Genomic DNA, 17403 nt, shown 5'->3' with positions numbered 1-17403 from the left:
CTTCCCCTTAATTTTTTACAGCACCTGGACGATGGCGCGGGTGACGGTGTCCAGGTTGCCGTTGTTCAGCGCGGCCACGCAGATGCGGCCGGTGCCGACGGCGTAGATGCCGAATTCGTTCTTCAGGCGTTCAACCTGCTCGGCGGTCAGGCCGGAGTAGGAGAACATGCCGCGCTGCTGGGCAACGAAGCCGAAGTCGCGCTTGGCGCCCTGGGCTGCCAGTTGGGCGACCATGGCTTCGCGCATGGCACGAATGCGGGTGCGCATCTCACCCAGTTCTTCTTCCCATACCGCACGCAGCTCCGGGCTGTTCAGGACGGAAGCGACGACGCTGGCGCCGTGGGTCGGCGGGTTGGAGTAGTTGGTGCGGATCACGCGCTTGACCTGGGACAGGACGCGGGCGGATTCCTCACGACTATCGGTCACGACCGACAGGGCACCAACGCGCTCACCGTACAGCGAAAACGACTTGGAGAAGGAACTGGAGACGAAGAAGTTCAGGCCCGACTGGGCGAACAGGCGTACAGCGGCGGCGTCTTCGTCGATGCCGTCACCGAAGCCCTGGTAGGCGATGTCGAGGAACGGCACGTGGCCCTTGGCCTTGAGCACGTCCAGCACCTGCTTCCAGTCGTCCAGGGTCAGGTCGACGCCGGTCGGGTTGTGGCAGCAGGCGTGCAGAACGACAATGGATTGCGAGGGCAGGGCGTTGAGGTCTTCCAGCAGGCCGGCACGGTTCACGCCGTGGGTGGCGGCGTCGTAGTAACGGTAGTTCTGCACCGGGAAGCCGGCGGCTTCGAAGAGGGCGCGGTGGTTTTCCCAGCTCGGGTCGCTGATGGCGACGGTGGCGTTGGGCAGCAGGCGCTTGAGGAAGTCGGCGCCGGTTTTCAGCGCGCCGGTGCCGCCGACGGCCTGGGTGGTGACCACGCGGCCTTCGGCCAGCAGCTCGGAATCAGCGCCGAACAGCAGCTTCTGCACGCCCGAATCGTAGGCGGCGATGCCTTCGATCGGCAGGTAGCCGCGCGGAGCGTGGGCTTCGATGCGGGCCTTCTCCGCGGCCTGGACGGCGCGCAGCAACGGGAGGCGACCTTCCTCGTTGTAATACACGCCCACGCCCAGGTTGATCTTGCCCGGACGGGTATCGGCGTTGAAAGCTTCGTTCAGGCCCAGGATCGGGTCGCGGGGGGCCATTTCGACAGCGGAGAACAGACTCATTTTGGCAGCAGCTCTAAGGCGGGAGTGAAGTGCAATTGCAACCCGCCCGCTCACGGCGCTGGGGGTTGCGTCGACGGGCCGGTATTATATAGGCCTCTATGGCAGGCGGCGAGTTGTCGCGCATGCTTTTCGACTGGTATGACGCTTTGGCGACCGAAGCGTCACACGTCAAAGCGAGGTTCCCATGTCGTTATTCCAGCTGGATTCGCGCTTCAAGCCCGCTGGCGATCAGCCAGAAGCCATCCGACAGATGGTTGAGGGGCTGGAAGCGGGCCTGTCGCACCAGACGCTGTTGGGGGTGACCGGCTCCGGCAAGACCTTCAGCATCGCCAACGTCATTTCCCAGGTACAGCGCCCGACCATGGTGCTGGCGCCGAACAAGACCCTGGCCGCGCAGTTGTACGGCGAGTTCAAGACCTTCTTCCCGAACAACGCGGTGGAGTACTTCGTCTCCTACTACGACTATTACCAGCCCGAGGCCTATGTGCCGTCCTCGGACACCTACATCGAGAAGGATTCCTCGATCAACGACCACATCGAGCAGATGCGGCTGTCGGCGACCAAGGCGCTGCTGGAGCGCGAGGACGCGATCATCGTCTGCACCGTGTCGTCGATCTATGGCCTGGGCGACCCGGCGTCCTACCTGAAGATGGTCCTGCACCTGGATCGCGGCGACAAGATGGATCAGCGCGAGCTGTTGCGCCGCCTGACCAGCCTGCAGTACACCCGCAACGACATGGATTTCGCCCGCGCGACCTTCCGCGTGCGCGGCGACGTGATCGATATCTTCCCGGCGGAGTCGGACCTGGAGGCCATCCGCGTCGAGCTGTTCGACGACGAAGTGGAGAACATCGCCGCCTTCGACCCATTGACCGGCGAAGTGCTCACCAAGCTGCCGCGCTTCACCTTCTACCCCAAGAGCCACTACGTGACCCCGCGGGAGACGCTGCTGGAGGCGGTGGAGCAGATCAAGGCCGAACTGAAGGTGCGCCTGGAATACCTGCGCACCAACAACAAGCTGGTGGAAGCCCAGCGCCTGGAGCAGCGCACGCGCTTTGATCTGGAGATGATCCTCGAACTGGGCTACTGCAACGGTATCGAGAACTACTCGCGCTACCTCTCCGGGCGTGGTCCTGGCGAGCCGCCGCCGACTCTTTATGACTATCTGCCTGATAACGCCCTGCTGGTGATCGACGAGTCCCACGTCAGCGTTCCCCAGGTCGGCGCCATGTACAAGGGCGACCGCTCGCGCAAGGAAACCCTGGTGGAATACGGCTTCCGCCTGCCATCGGCGCTGGACAACCGGCCGCTGCGCTTCGAGGAGTGGGAGGCGATCAGCCCGCAGACCATCTTCGTTTCGGCGACGCCCGGCCCGTATGAAGAACAGCACGCTGGTCGTGTGATCGAGCAGGTGGTGCGCCCCACCGGACTGGTCGACCCGGAGGTGGAAATCCGCCCGGCGACCACCCAGGTGGACGACCTGCTCTCTGAGATCGGCAAGCGTGTGGCACTGGATCAGCGCGTACTGGTCACCACCCTGACCAAGCGCATGGCCGAGGATCTGACCGACTACCTGGGCGACCACGACGTGCGCGTGCGCTACCTGCACTCGGACATCGACACCGTGGAGCGGGTGGAAATCATCCGCGACCTGCGCCTGGGCAAGTTCGACGTACTGGTGGGCATCAACCTGCTGCGTGAGGGGCTGGACATGCCGGAAGTGGCGCTGGTGGCCATCCTTGATGCGGACAAGGAGGGCTTCCTGCGTTCCGAGCGCTCGCTGATCCAGACCATCGGCCGCGCCGCGCGGAACCTGCACGGCAAGGCGATCCTCTACGCCGACAACATCACCGGCTCGATGCAGCGGGCGATCAACGAGACCGAGCGCCGCCGCACCAAGCAGGTGGCCTTCAACGAAGCGCACGGCATCGTGCCCAAGGGCGTCACCAAGGATATCAAGGACATCCTCGAAGGTGCCGTGGTGCCGGGCGCCAAGGGCAAGCGCCGCAGCCTGGCGAAAGTCGCGGAGGAGAGCGGCCGCTACGACAACGAGCCGCGTACGCCGGAGGAGATCGGCAAGCGCATCAAGCAGCTGGAAGAGCGCATGTACCAACTGGCCCGCGACCTGGAGTTCGAGGCCGCCGCTGGCGTGCGCGACGAGATCGGCAAGTTGCGCGACCGCATCGTGTCGATGGGCTGATCGACTCTTTGTAGGAGCGAGCTTGCTCGCGAACTGCCTGATGCCGGTGTGGCCGGCTGATTGAGCTTTCGCGAGCAAGCTCGCTCCTACAGAATTTTGCGAGGCTTGGGACTCAGTGCGCCCCGGCCGCAGCTCCAGAACCCACGCCCGCCGGCAGCGGGCGCGTCAGCAACACCGCCACCATGCTGACTGCCAGCACAATGCCAATGGCATGGAAGGCATCGTTGTAGGCCATGATCGCCGCCTGCTGGTGGACGATCTCGCTGATCTTGCCCAGCGCCGCCTGCTGCGTTCCCAGTTGCGAGGTCAGCTGCGCCAGGCGCTCGTCCACTGCACCGTTCACCGGCACCACCGCTTCACGCAGGTAGTCGTAATAGACCTTGGCGCGGCTATCCAGCAGGGTTGCCAGCAGCGCGATGCCGATGGCGCCGCCGAGGTTGCGCAGGATGTTGAACAGGCTGGAGGCCGAACCGGCGTCCTGCGGTTGCAGATAGACGGTGGCGATCAGCGAGATGGTGACCATCACCATCGGCTGGCCAAGGGCGCGCAACAGCTGGATCTGATTGAACTGCGGGCCGGCGAAGTCCGGGTTGAGCACGCCGGAGAAGAAGCTCGCCATGCCGAACAGGCCGAAGCCCATGGCACAGAGCAGGCGCGGCTCGATGATCTTCATCAGCTTGGGGATCAGCGGGATGAGGAACAGCTGCGGCACGCCCATCCACATGATCACCTCGCCGATCTGCATGGCGTTGTAGCCCTGGATCTGCGCGAGATACAGCGGTAGCACGTAGATCGATCCGTACAGCCCCATCCCCAGGCCGATGCTGGAAATACTCGACAGGCCGAAGTTGCGGTTGCGCAGGATGCCCAGGTTGATCAGCGGGTTGGGCCGCGAGGTCTGCAGAATCACGAACAGAATCAGGCTGACCAGGGCAATGCTGCCCAAGCTGACGATCAGGTTCGATTCCAGCCAGTCCTTGCGGTGGCCTTCTTCCAGGAACACCTGCAGGCAGCCCAGGCCGATGGCCATGGTGACGATGCCGGCGTAGTCGGTGCTTTTCAGCAGCTCCCAGTGCGGCGGCTTCTTCTCCAGGCCGTAGAGCAGGCCGGCGATCATCAACAGGCCCGGCGGGATGTTGATGTAGAAGATGTACTCCCAGCCGAAGTTCTCAGTCAGCCAGCCGCCCAGGGTTGGCCCGATGGAGGGCGCGAAGGTAGCGGTGATGGCGAACAGCGCCATGCCCTTGGGACGGTGGTGTTCCGGCAGCTTGATCAGCGCCAGGGTAAAGGCCAGCGGGATCAGCGCGCCGCCGGTGAAGCCCTGCATGGCGCGGAACACGATCATGCTCTCCAGGTTCCAGGCGAACGAGCAGAGCAGCGAGGAGAACAGGAAGCCGACCGAGATCATCCACGCCAGCCGGCGCGCCGAGAGCAACTGCACCAGCCAGGCAGTGAGCGGGATCATGATGATTTCCGCCACCAGGTAGGAGGTGGAAATCCACGAGCCTTCTTCCAGGGTGGCGGCCAGCGCTCCCTGGATATCCTTCAGCGAGGAGTTGGTGATCTGGATGTCGAGGACCGCCATGAACGCGCCGAGCATGGCGCTGAACACGGCGATCCAGTCGCGGCGGGTCGGCTCCCCGACTGGCCGCACCAGGGCATCAGCGGACACGCAGCTCGACCTCGGCCTCGACGGACATGCCTGGGCGGATCAGGCCCTTCAGCGGGTTGTCGTCGGCGAAGGTGATCTTGACCGGAATGCGCTGCACCACCTTGGTGAAGTTGCCGGTGGCGTTGTCCGGCGGCAGCAGGCTGAACTGCGCGCCGGAGGCGGCGAACAGGCTCTGTACCTGGCCTTCGATGGGCTGGTCGGGGAAGGAGTCGAACACCAGCCTGGCGGTCTGGCCGGGGCGCATCTTGCCGATCTGGGTTTCCTTGAAGTTGGCCTGGACCCAGATGCCGTCGTCCGGCACCAGCGACAGCAACTGGCTGCCAACCTGCACGTACTGGCCGACACGGGCGCCGCGCTGGCCGACCAGGCCGCTGACCGGCGCGTGGATTTCGGTGCGGGCGAGGTTGATCTCGGCTTGGGTGATGTCGGCGCGGGCGCTTTCGATCTGCGCCTGCAGGCGCTGGACATCGGTGCCCAGGGTTTCGCGCTGTACGCGCTGGGCCTGCAGGTCGGCCTGGGCCTTGGCCACCTGGGAGCGGGCGACGTTGGAGTCGGCGGCCAGGGTGGTGACGCGTTCTTCCGACACGTAGCCGGGCTTGCGCAGCGCCTGGGCGCGGCCGAGATCGACTTCGGTGCGGCCGAGGGTGGCCTGGCTGGCGTTCACGTCGGCCGCGCTGGCGGCGATCATGCTGGTCTGGCCCTTGAGCTTGCTGCGCGCCTGCTCCAGCTCTGCCTCGCGGGTGGCCAGGGTGGCCTTGGCGCGGTCCAGGGCGAGCTGGAAATCAGCAGCTTCCAGCTTCACCAGCAACTGACCTTTCTCCACGTGCTGGTTGTCCTGCACCAGTACCTCGTCGACGCGGGCGCCGAGCTGGCTGGCAATGCGGGTGATCTCGCCCTGCACGTAGGCGTTGTCGGTGGTCTCGACGAAGCGGCCGATGAAGTACCAGCGCGCCAGGAAGGCGAGGGCGACCACGGCGAGGATGACGAAGAACACGGTCAGGCGGCGTTGTAATTGTGCGGGCATAGGTAAACGAGCGTTTGGTTGGCCAAAAAATGTTTGCCAATGTAACAGTGTTCCGTGGCAGCACGTAGCCGCTACACTTCGGAAACTTTGTTGCTTATAGGGAACAATCATGGGGCTGGATGATGCGCTGATCTTCACCCGCGTCGTGGAGCTGCACAGTTTCACCCAGGCCGCGCACAGCCTGGGCATGCAGAAGTCGACGGTGAGCCGGCGTATCGCGCTGCTGGAAGAGCGCCTGGGCGTGCGCCTGATCAACCGCACCACCCGCAAGCTGCGCCTGACCGAGGTGGGCCAGGCCTACTACGACCGCTGCCGGCAGATCATGCACGACTTCGCCGAGGCCGAGCAGGCGGTGATGCAGTTGCAGCAGGCCCCTTCGGGATTGTTGCGAATCACCGCGCCCATCGAGTTCGGCCAGATGTACCTGGCCAAGGTGCTGGGCGATTTCATGAACCTTTATCCACAGATCACCGCCGAGGTCGAGCTGACCTCGCGCAACGTCGATCCGCTGGAGGAGGGCGTGGACATCGTCATCATGGTCGGCCAGCCGGAAGACTCGACGCTGATCGCCCGGCGCATGCTCACCACCAACCGCTGCCTGTGCGCCAGCCCGGATTACCTGGAGCTGCACGGCCGCCCCGAGACCGTCGAGGAGCTCGCCGGCCACCGCGCCGTGCTGTTGCAGGCGGACTCCCAGCGCTATTGGCCACTGCGTGGGGAAACCGTGCCGTGCCACCGGGTGCTGTCCTGCAACAACATCACCTTCGCCCGCGAAACCGTGCTGGCGGGGGCGGGAATCGCCTCGCTGCCGGAACTCATCGTCGACGAGGAGCTGGCCAGCGGGCGTCTGGTTCGGGTGCTACCGCAGATCCAGCTGCCGGTGGGCGAGTTGTACGCGGTGTACCCGTCGCGGCGCTTCCAGGCGATGAAGGTGAAGGCCTTCCTCGACTTCCTGATCAACAACCTGCCCATCGATCCCGGTCGCTGGCTGGAGCCGAAGGCGGCCCGCCTGATACCATCGCACCCATGAGCGCGTGCGCCGTCGCGCGCTGTCCGCTTCACACGAAGAATTGCTGCACACGAGAGCCTTCATGACCACAGTCCGCACCCGTATCGCGCCGTCTCCCACCGGTGACCCGCACGTCGGCACCGCGTATATCGCGCTGTTCAACCTCTGCTTCGCCCGCCAGCACGGCGGTCAGTTCATCCTGCGTATCGAGGACACCGACCAGGTGCGTTCGACCCGCGAGTCGGAACAGCAGATCTTCGACGCACTGCGCTGGCTGGGTATCGAGTGGGATGAGGGCCCGGACGTCGGCGGCCCGCACGGCCCGTATCGGCAGAGCGAGCGCGGCGCCATCTATAAGCAGTACAGCGACGAGCTGGTCGACAAGGGCCACGCCTTCCCCTGCTTCTGCTCCTCCGAGCGCCTCGACGCGCTGCGTGCCGAGCAGCAGGCGCGCAAGGAAACCCCGCGCTACGACGGCCATTGCATGCACATCCCGAAAGAGGAATCGGCCAAGCGCATCGCCGCCGGTGAGTCCCACGTGGTGCGCATGAAGGTGCCGACCGAGGGCGTCTGCGTGGTGCCGGACATGCTCCGTGGCGACGTGGAAATCCCGTGGGACCGCATGGACATGCAGGTGCTGATGAAGGCCGACGGCCTGCCCACGTACTTCCTCGCCAACGTGGTCGACGACCACCTGATGGGCATCACCCACGTCCTGCGCGGCGAAGAGTGGCTGCCTTCGGCGCCCAAGCTGATCAAGCTCTACGAGTACTTCGGCTGGGAACAGCCGGTGCTGTGCTACATGCCGCTGCTGCGCAACCCGGACAAGAGCAAGCTGTCCAAGCGCAAGAATCCTACCTCCATCACCTTCTACGAGCGCATGGGCCTGCTGCCCCAGGCGCTGCTGAACTACCTCGGCCGCATGGGCTGGTCCATGCCTGACGAGCGCGAGAAATTCAGCCTGGCGGAGATGATCGAGCATTTCGACCTGTCCCGCGTGTCGCTGGGCGGGCCGATCTTCGATATCGAGAAGCTCTCCTGGCTGAACGGCCAGTGGATCCGCGAGCTGTCCGTCGAGGACTTCGCGAAGGAAGTGCAGAAGTGGGCGCTCAACCCCGAGTACCTGATGAAGATCGCCCCGCACGTGCAAGGCCGCGTGGAGAACTTCAGCCAGATCGCTCCGCTGGCCGGTTTCTTCTTCAGCGGCGGCGTGCCGCTGGACGCCAAGCTGTTCGAGCACAAGAAACTCGATGCCACCCAGGTTCGCCAGGTGCTGCAACTGGTCCTGTGGAAGCTCGAAGCGCTGCGCCAGTGGGAAAAGGATCGCATCACCGCGACCATCCAGGCGGTGGCCGAACACCTGGGTCTCAAGCTGCGTGACGTGATGCCGCTGATGTTCCCGGCCATCACCGGTCAGGCCAGTTCGGTGTCGGTGCTCGACGCCATGGAAATACTCGGTGCCGACCTGTCGCGCTATCGCCTGCGCCAGGCCCTGGAACTGCTGGGTGGTGCGTCGAAGAAAGAAGCCAAGGAGTGGGAAAAGATTCGCGACGCCATCGGCTCCTGAGTTCTTTCCTCCACTGAAAAAGGCCGGACGCTGCAAAGCTCCGGCCTTTTTCACACCGGCGTCGTTGATTGCGGACGTACCGGGGGAGGGCAGGCGAGCCGCGGATTTCGCCGGCCGGAAACCGCGGTGGTCACTTAAGTGATTGTTCTGTGGGAGAAAAAAATAAGAAATCTGAAAAAATGTTGTTGACAGGGGTTCGCCTCGCCCCTAAGATGCGCCCCGTTCCAGCGACGAACTGAACTGACAGAGCGAAGCGGAACGGTAGATCCAGCGGTACTTTGGGGCTATAGCTCAGCTGGGAGAGCGCTTGCATGGCATGCAAGAGGTCGACGGTTCGATCCCGTCTAGCTCCACCAAATTACCAGTAAGCTTCGTTTGTCCGAGCGGAGCTGAAATCGAAGGTTTTGCGTCCCCTTCGTCTAGTGGCCTAGGACACCGCCCTTTCACGGCGGTAACAGGGGTTCGAGTCCCCTAGGGGACGCCACTATTCCAGCGACGATGCGTTCGCGTCGTCAGCCAGAGTCATCTGGGGCTATAGCTCAGCTGGGAGAGCGCTTGCATGGCATGCAAGAGGTCGACGGTTCGATCCCGTCTAGCTCCACCAAATTCCCATACGGGATGAAGCCAGAATCCACCGCCTGGTGGGTTTCTTCGAAGGATATGTCCCCTTCGTCTAGTGGCCTAGGACACCGCCCTTTCACGGCGGTAACAGGGGTTCGAGTCCCCTAGGGGACGCCATTTTTATCGCTCTGCGATGCCTATAGGGCCACTGAGACTTTCAGTGGCCCTTTTGTTTTTATCCCTCTCTGAAAGATTTCTCCCGACCGGCGGTCGCAACTTCTGCTTGCCGATTTTTATTATGTGAATAATATTCTATCCATAATATTTCAGCCGGAGGCCCGCCATGAGCGACAAGAAAGCCCAGACCCGCGAACGCATCCTCTCTGCCGCCACCAGCGCGCTGCTGCAGCGTGGCCCGGTCGGCCCGAGCGTGGGCGAGGTGATGTCGGCGGCGGGGCTGACGGTGGGCGGTTTCTATTCGCACTTCGAGAGCAAGGATGCGCTGATGCTGGAAGCCTTCCGCGAACTGCTTGCCAAGCGTCGCGAAGGGCTCAAGCGCTTCGATCCGAAGTTGAGCTTCGCCGAGCGCCGCGCGCTGACGGCGCAGTTCTACCTGTCGCGCAAGCATCGCGATACCGAGGAGGAGGGTTGCCCGATTCCCAGTTCGCTCAACGAGGTGGCCAACCTGCCGGAAGCTTTCCGCCAGACCCTGGAAGAGCACGTGGAATTGATGGTCGCGGCTTTGGCCGGACGTCCTGAAGAGGTCGACACGGTGCTCAGCGACATGGCCCTGATGATTGGTGGCTTGGCGCTGGCACGGGCCCTGGGCGACGGCGACCTGTCCGATCGCGTCCTGCGTGCCGCGAAGAAAGCGGTGGTCTGAGGAGGTGCGAAAAAATGAATAGCCTGAGCTGGGTTCGAGGCATCAATGCCACCCTGGGGCGCGTGGCGCCGCAATGGGCGGCGGGGCGCATGCGTGAGCTGTTCGTGACGCCTAATGAACATGCGCCGCGTGACTGGGAGCTGCCGCTGCTGGCCAGCTCGGAGCGCGTGACCCTGCGCTTTGGTTTGTCCGCGTTGCGCTGGGGAGAAGGGCCGGCTGTGTTGCTGATGCACGGTTGGGAAGGGCGGCCGACCCAGTTCGCCACGCTGATCGAGAATCTGGCGGGGGCCGGTTATGGCGTGATCGCCCTGGACGGACCGGGGCATGGGCGCTCGCCCGGTCGGGAAGCGGATATCGTGCTGTTCGCCCGTGCGCTCCTTGAGGCGGCTGGCGAGCTGCCTCCGCTGCGCGCCGTGATCGGCCATTCCATGGGCGGCGCCAGCGCCTTGCTGGCCACCCAGATGGGCTTGCGTACCGAAACGCTGGTCACCATCGGTGCGCCCAGCAATGTGCTCGGCGTCCTGCGGGGTTTCTCCAGCGTCGTCGGCTTGCCGCCGGTAGCGCGCTCGCGCTTCATCCGGATGATCGAAAGCCGCGCGGGGATTGCCGCCAGACAACTGGATGTGGCGCGCTATCAGCTGGACTTTCCTGGCCTGGTGGTTCACGCCGAGGATGACCGCTACGTGCGCGTGAGCGAGGCTGCGGCCATCCATGAAGCCTGGCCGCAAAGCCGGCTGCTGCGCCTGCCCGCTGGCGGACATCACCGGGTGATGGCGGACGCAGCCGTTATCGACGCGATCCTCGAGTTGCTGGAAGCGGTCGAGGAGCCGCTGCCCCTGGCCCTGGTTTCCTGAGTCATTCACCCTGGTGATGACGGCGGCTACAGGCCGCCGTTTTCGTTTCGTGATGGCCCCTTGCGGGTCGTCAGGCCCGGCGCGCTGGCGTAGACTTTCGGGCATTTCCGGCCGCCCCGGCCTGGGCGCGAGGTCTTGCGTACGCGGGTGGTCGATGGGGGGAATGCATGAATCTGTCGCTGGATTGGGTACTGCAGAAGGCACGCCCTGTCATGCCGGTGCTGGTGATCGACGATGTGGCGCTGGCCGCCGACCTGGCCCGTGCACTGTATGACGGGGGTGTGCGGGTGCTGGAAGTGACCCTGCGCACGCCGCAGGCGCTGGATGCGGTCGCGGAGATCCGCCGCGAGCTTCCGGAGATGATCGTCGGTGCCGGCACCCTGATCCACACCGAGCAATTCCAGGAAGCCCGCGATGCCGGCGCCCAGTTCGCCGTCAGCCCCGGTTGCACGCCGCGCCTGGTAGCCGCCGCCGACGATGCGAAGCTGCCGTTCCTGCCGGGCGTGATGACGCCCTCCGAGGTGCTGGTGGCGCTGGAGTACGGATATCGCTCGCTGAAGCTCTTCCCCGCCGACGGCAATGCCGCGATCAAGATGCTCAAGAGCCTCAAGGCACCCTTCGCCGGCATCCGCTTCTGCCCGACCGGCGGGATTACCCAGGAAAACCTGCTCAACGTGTTGCGGCTGCCCAATGTCGCCTGCGTCGGAGGCACCTGGATCGCACCGCCCAGCCTGGTACGCGCCCGCGCCTGGGATCAGATCACCCAATTGGCCAGCGAGGCGCGCGCGCTGGCTGCAAGCCTGGAGCATGCTTCATGAGTTGGCGGTTACCCGATCCGTTCGTCATCGATATCGAGGTCAAGTCCGAGGACATCGACGGTCTCGGCCACGCCAATAACGCGGTGTACGTCAGCTGGCTGGAGCGCTGCGCCTGGCGGCATTCGCAGAAACTCGGGCTGGACCTGGCCGAGTATCGCCGGCTGGACCGCGCCATGGCCGTGGTCCGCCACGAAGTGGACTACCTGGCCGCCGCCTACGAAGGTGATCAGTTGCAGTTGGCGACCTGGATCGTCGAGTCGGACCAGCGCCTGAAGATGACCCGCTATTTCCAGTTGGTGCGCCCGGCGGACGCCCTGACCCTGCTGCGCGCGCAGACCACCTTCGTCTGCATCGAGCTATCCACCGGCAAACCCAAGCGCATGCCAGCGGAGTTCATCGAAGGTTACGGCCGCGCTCTGCTCTCCCCGGACACCCTGGCCGCTGGCGCGTGATCCGTCGCGCCGCGCTTTTCCCGGCGCGGCGCATTCCCTACAATCCGCGGCCTTCGCCATAGCCCGAGATTCCCCCGTGCAGATCGCCCTGGCCCCGATGGAGGGGCTGGTAGATGACATCCTCCGCGATGTGCTGACCCGCGTCGGCGGCATCGACTGGTGCGTCACCGAATTCATCCGCATCAATGACCGACTGCTGCCGCCGTCGTCCTTCCTGGCGCTCGCCCCGGAACTGGCGCACGGCAGCAAGACGCGCGCCGGCGTGCCGATGCGTGTGCAACTGCTCGGCTCCGACCCGCAACTGCTGGCGGAGAACGCCGTGCAGGCCTGCGAACTGGGTGCGCCGGTGATCGACCTGAATTTCGGCTGCCCGGCCAAGACAGTGAACCGCTCCCGTGGCGGTGCGGTGCTGCTCAAGGAGCCCGAGCTGATGTTCAGCATCATCGAGGCCGTGCGCCGCGCGGTGCCTGCGCACATTCCGGTGACCTCGAAGATGCGCCTGGGCTACGACAGCCCGGACGGCGCCATCGATTGCGCCCGCGCCCTGGCCGACGCCGGTTCCGCCCATGTGGTGGTGCACGCCCGGACCAAGGCCGATGGTTACAAGCCGCCCGCGCATTGGGAGTGGGTGGCGAAAGTAGCGGATGCGGTGAAGGTGCCGGTGTTCGCCAATGGCGAAGTCTGGACGCTCGAGGATTACCATCGCTGCCGTTCCATCAGCGGCGTGGCGGACATCATGCTCGGCCGCGGGCTGGTTTCGCGCCCCGATCTGGCCCGGCAGATCGCCGCGTGGCGTGACGGCCGCGAGGTGGTGCCGATGCCCTGGTCGGAAGTGCGCGTGCTGCTCGACGACTTCTGGCGCCAGGCCCGGCGCAAGCTGGCACCGCGCTATGCGCCCGGGCGCCTGAAGCAGTGGCTGGGGATGCTTACCCGCAGTTATCCCGAGGCCGTGGAGCTATTCGCCCAGGTACGCCGCGAGCACGATTGCGACGTGCTGGATCGGATGCTGCAGGTCGAGATCGAAGCGGCCGCCTGATCTGCTCTTCGCAGGAGCGAGCGCCACGATTACACCGAATCAGCGGCCGCCGCTGACGTCGACGAAGCTGCCGGTGCTGTAACTGGACTCGTCCGAGGCGAGGAACAGGATCGCCCGCGCCACTTCCTCAGCCTCACCGCCACGTCCCAGCGGAATCGCCGCTTGCAGGCGCTCCACACGCCCGGGTTCGCCGCCACTGGCATGGATTTCGGTCTTGATCAGCCCAGGCCGCACGGCATTCACGCGGATGCCTTCTGCCGCCACTTCCTTGGCCAGGCCGATGGTCAGGCTGTCCACGGCGCCCTTGGCGGCGGCGTAGTCGATGTACTCGTTGGGCGAGCCCAGGCGCGAGGCCATGGACGATACGTTGACGATGCTGCCACCGTTGCCGCCGTGCTTGCGCGCCATGCGTTTGATCGCCTCGCGGCAGCAGAGGAAAGTGCCGGTGACATTCACCGCGAATACCCGCTGCAGGCGCGCCACGTCCATGTCTTCCAGGCGCATCTGGCGCTCGAGGATGCCGGCGTTGTTCACCAGCACGTCGAGGCGGCCGAAGGCTTCGTCCACTTCTCGGAACAGTTGCAGCACATCGCTCTCGTTCGCCACGTCGGCGGCGAAGGCGCGTGCCTTGCCGCCAGCCCCTGTGATTTGTGTCACCAGCGCCTCGGCGGCCTCGCGTTCGCGACGATAATTGATCGCCACGGCATAGCCGCGCGCGGCGGCGAGCAGGGCGGTGGCGGCGCCGATGCCGCGACTGGCGCCGGTGATCAGCATGACCTTGTCCATGGAAAATCGTCCTGTGGCAAAGGGGGCTTGAAATGGATTCGAGCAGCCCAATCTATGTTCCTGCGGGAGGCCGAAGACGGGTCCCGCACCGGAGTTCTGAAGACAGGCTCCCGATCATACCTTGCTGAAATTTTCAGGAGATTCGCAATGAGCAACGTCCTTTCCCTCGCCCCGCTGTTCCGCCAGTCCGTCGGTTTCGATCGTTTCAACGATCTGTTCGAATCCGCCCTGCGCAGTGAAAGCGGCAGTTCCTACCCGCCCTACAACGTCGAGAAGCATGGTGACGACCAGTACCGTATCGTCATCGCCGCTGCCGGCCTGCAGGAGGAAGACCTGGAGCTGCAAGTGGAGCGCGGTGTGCTGACCGTCAACGGTGGCAAGCGCGAAAAGGCTTCCGAGAGCGTCACCTACCTGCACCAGGGCATTGCCCAGCGCGCCTTCAAGCTGTCGTTCCGCCTCGCCGACCATATCGAGGTCCAGGGCGCGTCGCTGAAGAACGGCCTGCTCAGCGTCGAGCTGGTGCGTATCGTTCCGGAAGAAGCCAAGCCCAAGCGGATTGCCATCAACGGCCAGCGCCCGGCCATCGAAGGCTGAGCAACGCCCCGGCGCTAGCCGGTTCGTAGCCGCAAAGCAAAACGCCCGTCTCGACAGAGACGGGCGTTTTCGTTCGTGCCTCGATCAGGCATTTTGCTCCAGCGGCGCCGAGCGATTGCGCCACCAGGCGATGACGATGGCTGCCATCAGCACGAAGCCCAGGTAACCCATGGCCGGGTAGACCAGCCCCACCAACCTGACGAAGCCGACCTGGCTGGCGATGAAGGCGAGCACCACCGCGACCACGGTCGCCACGCGGAAGGGCACGCCGTAGGCAGCGCAGCGCGCGGCCAGGGTGTAGGCGAAACCGCTGGTGGTGCAATACAGCTTCACCAGCAGCAGGGCGAGCATCACGTCGCCGAACCAGGGGGCGATGTTGTTGCTCAGCAGCAGGGTGGGAATGGCGCTGCCGCCGATCACGTCGATCTGCACCAGCATGACCAGCGCCATGGCGAGGATCAGCACGCCGACGCCGATACCACCGAACACGCCGCCCAGCGCGGCAGTGCGCAGGTTCGCCACGCTGCCCCCCATCACCACCACGGCGGCCGCGGTGGCGGCGACGTTGTAGGAGACGTAGAGCAACGCGCCGAGCAGCCAGTTGGGCGCCGGGTGCGGCACGGCGAGGGCGATCTGCTCCAGCTCCGCCAGCGGCTTCTGGATGTGTGTCAGCGCGTAGATGGCGATGATTGCGACGATGATCATCAGTACCGGGGTGATCAGGCTCATCAGGGTGATCACCCGCTTCAGGCCCATGCACACGGTGATGATGGTCAGCACGCCGAGGACGATCCCGCCGATGGAATGACCGATGCCCAGTTGCTGCTCGAAGGACGAGTTCGCCCCGGCGAACATGACCACCATGGTGCCGAACAGGAAGAAGGTCAGCATCAGGTCGACGACACGGCCCAGCGGCTTGCCACAGATGAACTCCATGGCTTCCTTGTGCGACTGGGTCTGCAGGCGGCTGCCGATCTGGTAGAGGTTCATCAGCAGGAAGGCGAACAGCGCCAGCGCCACCAGGCCGCCGGCCAGGCCCATGATGCCGAAGCCGCCGAAGAACTGGAGGATCTCCTGGCCCGAGGCGAAGCCGACGCCCACCACCAGGCCGATGTACGCACCGCCGAGCTTGAGACTGGTTTTCATGATCGAGACTCTGTTGTTGTTATGGGGCGGCCCGGCTCAGCGCCGGACCTCAAAAGGGCTTACGCCTGGCCGACGTAGGCCTGGATTTCCACCTCGACGTCCACGCCCAGTGCCAGGGCGGACGCCACGCAGGAACGCACCGGCAGGCCCTGGTCGAAGTAGCGCTTGTAGACTTCGTTGAATCCGGCGAAGTGGGACATGTCCGACAGCCACACGGTGGCCTTCACCACCTGGGAGAAGTTCGCGCCGCAGGCTTCCAGGCTCTCGGCGATGCGGGTCATCACTGCCTCGGTCTGGGTCTGGATGTCGCCTTTCACCACCTGACCGTCTGCGGTCATCGGCACCTGTCCGGAGAGGAACAGGAAGCCGCCGGCTTTCACCGCGCGGGAGAAGGGGAAGGGCAGGCTGCTGGGGTAACGCTGGATATCGCTCATGGGTAAGTCTCCGGGGGAATTCAACGCAGGCGCGCCGGGTCCAGGCGCTGGGGATCGACGCCTTCCTGGCGCAGGGATTCGGGGAGCGGCTGGCCGAGCAGCAGCGATTGGGCCAGGCGCGAAACGCCGTCGGCGGACTGGATGCCGTAGCCGCCCTGGGCGGCCAGCCAGAAGAACGCCGGGTTCTGTGCATCCGCACCAATCACCAGATCGCCGTCGGCGACGAAGGAGCGCAGGCCGGCCCAGCTATGGTTCGGCCGACGGATCGCCAGGGTGGTGTGCTCCTCGATGTGGTACACGCCCAGGGCGATATCGAGTTCCTCGGGCTGCACGTCCTGCGCTTCCACCGGGTCGGCGTTGGCGGGGGAGCCGAGCAATTGGCCGGCATCGGGCTTGAAGTAGAAGCTTTCGTCGATGCCGATCACCGTCGGCCACTGGCTGATGTCCGCGCCGTCGGGCGCCGGGAAGGTGAAGGCGGTACGGCGGCAGGGTTGCAGGCCGATTGGGCGGATGCCTGAGCGCTCGGCCACATGGTCGGCCCACGCGCCGGCGGCATTGACCAGTTGCGTGGCGTGGACGGTTTCGGCCTGGCTGAGTTCGAGCGTCCACGCGCCATCCGCATAGTCAGCCGACAGCAGCTCACGGTTGCAGCGCAGCTCGCCACCGCGCTGGCGCAGCGCGCGCAGATAGCCCTGGTGCAGGGCGTGTACGTCGAGATCGCGGGCGTCGGGCTCGTAGAGCGCACCGATGATCGCGTCCGCGCGAAGGCAGGGAAGGCGCTCCAGGGCCTCTTCGGTGCTGATGCGCTCCACGCCGGGCGTAGCTTCGGCCTGGTTCAGCAACTCGATGTGCTCGGGGCCGCCGACGTACAGACAGCCGCGCGGGGTGAGGATCGGGTGCTCGCTGAAACCGGCCGGCGGATGCTCGTAGAAGGCGCGGCTGGCACGGGTCAGCGCCTGGATCTGCGGCGTGCCGTAGGCCTCCATGAACATGGCGGCCGAACGCCCGGTGGCGTGGTAGCCGGGCTGTTCTTCGCGTTCCAGTACCAGCACCTTGTGCGTCTCGCTCAGGCGGTAGGCGAGGGAGGCTCCGGCAATGCCGGCGCCGATGATGACGAAATCGAAATGGCTCACTGCAAGGGCCTTCTGAGTGATT

16 protein-coding genes and 4 tRNA genes are annotated in these 17403 nt (G+C 65.0%); 13 read left to right on the top strand and 7 right to left on the bottom strand.

Annotation, left to right across the window (positions count from 1 at the left end; translation table 11 throughout):
• Positions 1-15 precede the first annotated feature (15 nt).
• On the bottom strand, positions 16-1212 hold the full coding sequence (locus A9513_RS26580) for an amino acid aminotransferase (RefSeq protein WP_024767348.1): 1197 nt from the start codon (positions 1210-1212) through the stop codon (positions 16-18).
• Between the two features lie 184 nt (positions 1213-1396).
• On the opposite strand from A9513_RS26580, the gene uvrB reads away from it, so the two are divergent.
• Positions 1397-3412 carry an excinuclease ABC subunit UvrB gene (uvrB, locus tag A9513_RS26575; protein ID WP_065086058.1) on the top strand — a complete coding sequence of 672 codons (2016 nt, stop codon included), beginning with the start codon at positions 1397-1399 and terminating at the stop codon, positions 3410-3412.
• Between the two features lie 112 nt (positions 3413-3524).
• Here uvrB and A9513_RS26570 read toward each other — a convergent pair whose 3' ends face one another.
• Together A9513_RS26570 and A9513_RS26565 are read right to left on the bottom strand one after the other, a co-directional pair.
• Entirely contained in the window at positions 3525-5024 is a 1500-nt protein-coding gene (locus A9513_RS26570) for an MDR family MFS transporter (protein ID WP_089285740.1), read from the bottom strand.
• Positions 5025-5073: 49 nt separating this feature from the next.
• Positions 5074-6108 (bottom strand): HlyD family secretion protein, encoded by a 1035-nt coding sequence (locus tag A9513_RS26565; protein WP_024767346.1) that lies wholly within the window; start codon positions 6106-6108, stop codon positions 5074-5076.
• 109 nt (positions 6109-6217) lie between these two features.
• Here A9513_RS26565 and A9513_RS26560 point away from each other — a divergent pair, with 109 nt between their 5' ends.
• The 11 genes from A9513_RS26560 (at position 6218) to A9513_RS26510 (ending at position 13288) form a co-directional block, all read left to right on the top strand.
• Positions 6218-7138: a LysR family transcriptional regulator gene (locus A9513_RS26560; protein ID WP_024767345.1), complete on the top strand. Its 921-nt coding sequence runs from the start codon at positions 6218-6220 to the stop codon at positions 7136-7138.
• 61 nt (positions 7139-7199) lie between these two features.
• On the top strand, positions 7200-8684 hold the full coding sequence (gltX, locus tag A9513_RS26555) for a glutamate--tRNA ligase (RefSeq protein WP_024767344.1): 1485 nt from the start codon (positions 7200-7202) through the stop codon (positions 8682-8684).
• A gap of 280 nt (positions 8685-8964) precedes the next feature.
• Positions 8965-9040 (top strand) — tRNA-Ala (locus A9513_RS26550).
• 52 nt (positions 9041-9092) lie between these two features.
• Positions 9093-9168, top strand: a tRNA-Glu gene (locus tag A9513_RS26545).
• Positions 9169-9212: 44 nt separating this feature from the next.
• Positions 9213-9288: transfer RNA gene (locus A9513_RS26540), tRNA-Ala, on the top strand.
• 58 nt (positions 9289-9346) lie between these two features.
• Positions 9347-9422 (top strand) — tRNA-Glu (locus A9513_RS26535).
• Positions 9423-9588: 166 nt separating this feature from the next.
• A complete protein-coding gene (locus A9513_RS26530; protein ID WP_065086057.1) occupies positions 9589-10128 on the top strand; it encodes a TetR/AcrR family transcriptional regulator in 540 nt (179 codons plus the stop codon).
• A 14-nt stretch (positions 10129-10142) separates the two neighbouring features.
• Positions 10143-10982: an alpha/beta fold hydrolase gene (locus tag A9513_RS26525; RefSeq protein ID WP_065086056.1), complete on the top strand. Its 840-nt coding sequence runs from the start codon at positions 10143-10145 to the stop codon at positions 10980-10982.
• Between the two features lie 167 nt (positions 10983-11149).
• Positions 11150-11800 carry a bifunctional 4-hydroxy-2-oxoglutarate aldolase/2-dehydro-3-deoxy-phosphogluconate aldolase gene (locus A9513_RS26520; RefSeq protein ID WP_024766901.1) on the top strand — a complete coding sequence of 217 codons (651 nt, stop codon included), beginning with the start codon at positions 11150-11152 and terminating at the stop codon, positions 11798-11800.
• Entirely contained in the window at positions 11797-12252 is a 456-nt protein-coding gene (locus A9513_RS26515) for a thioesterase family protein (RefSeq protein WP_024766902.1), read from the top strand. Before A9513_RS26520 ends, A9513_RS26515 begins: the two co-directional genes overlap by 4 nt.
• Before the next feature lie 76 nt (positions 12253-12328).
• Complete coding sequence (locus tag A9513_RS26510; RefSeq protein ID WP_037014614.1) at positions 12329-13288, top strand: tRNA-dihydrouridine synthase; 960 nt, start codon at positions 12329-12331, stop codon at positions 13286-13288.
• 39 nt (positions 13289-13327) lie between these two features.
• Here the strand turns inward: A9513_RS26510 and A9513_RS26505 are convergent, their stop codons facing one another.
• A complete protein-coding gene (locus tag A9513_RS26505) occupies positions 13328-14074 on the bottom strand; it encodes an SDR family oxidoreductase (protein ID WP_065086055.1) in 747 nt (248 codons plus the stop codon).
• A gap of 147 nt (positions 14075-14221) precedes the next feature.
• On the opposite strand from A9513_RS26505, the gene A9513_RS26500 reads away from it, so the two are divergent.
• Positions 14222-14668, top strand: coding sequence for an Hsp20 family protein (locus tag A9513_RS26500; RefSeq protein ID WP_024766905.1), 447 nt, complete (start codon positions 14222-14224; stop codon positions 14666-14668).
• Positions 14669-14752: 84 nt separating this feature from the next.
• On the opposite strand, the gene A9513_RS26495 is transcribed toward A9513_RS26500, so the two are convergent.
• From A9513_RS26495 to A9513_RS26485, 3 genes are read right to left on the bottom strand one after another with little or no spacing between them, the layout of a single operon-like run.
• A complete protein-coding gene (locus A9513_RS26495; protein ID WP_024766906.1) occupies positions 14753-15814 on the bottom strand; it encodes a membrane protein in 1062 nt (353 codons plus the stop codon).
• Between the two features lie 59 nt (positions 15815-15873).
• Positions 15874-16248, bottom strand: a complete 375-nt coding sequence (locus tag A9513_RS26490; protein WP_024766907.1) for a RidA family protein — start codon at positions 16246-16248, stop codon at positions 15874-15876.
• A 20-nt stretch (positions 16249-16268) separates the two neighbouring features.
• Entirely contained in the window at positions 16269-17381 is a 1113-nt protein-coding gene (locus A9513_RS26485) for an FAD-binding oxidoreductase (RefSeq protein ID WP_024766908.1), read from the bottom strand.
• Positions 17382-17403: the final 22 nt, after the last annotated feature.

The organism is Pseudomonas sp. AU12215 (assembly GCF_001675465.2).
Lineage (GTDB): Bacteria > Pseudomonadota > Gammaproteobacteria > Pseudomonadales > Pseudomonadaceae > Pseudomonas > Pseudomonas nitroreducens.
The sequence above is the reverse complement of the archived record's forward strand: the minus strand, read 5'-3'. Positions and strand labels throughout refer to the sequence as shown.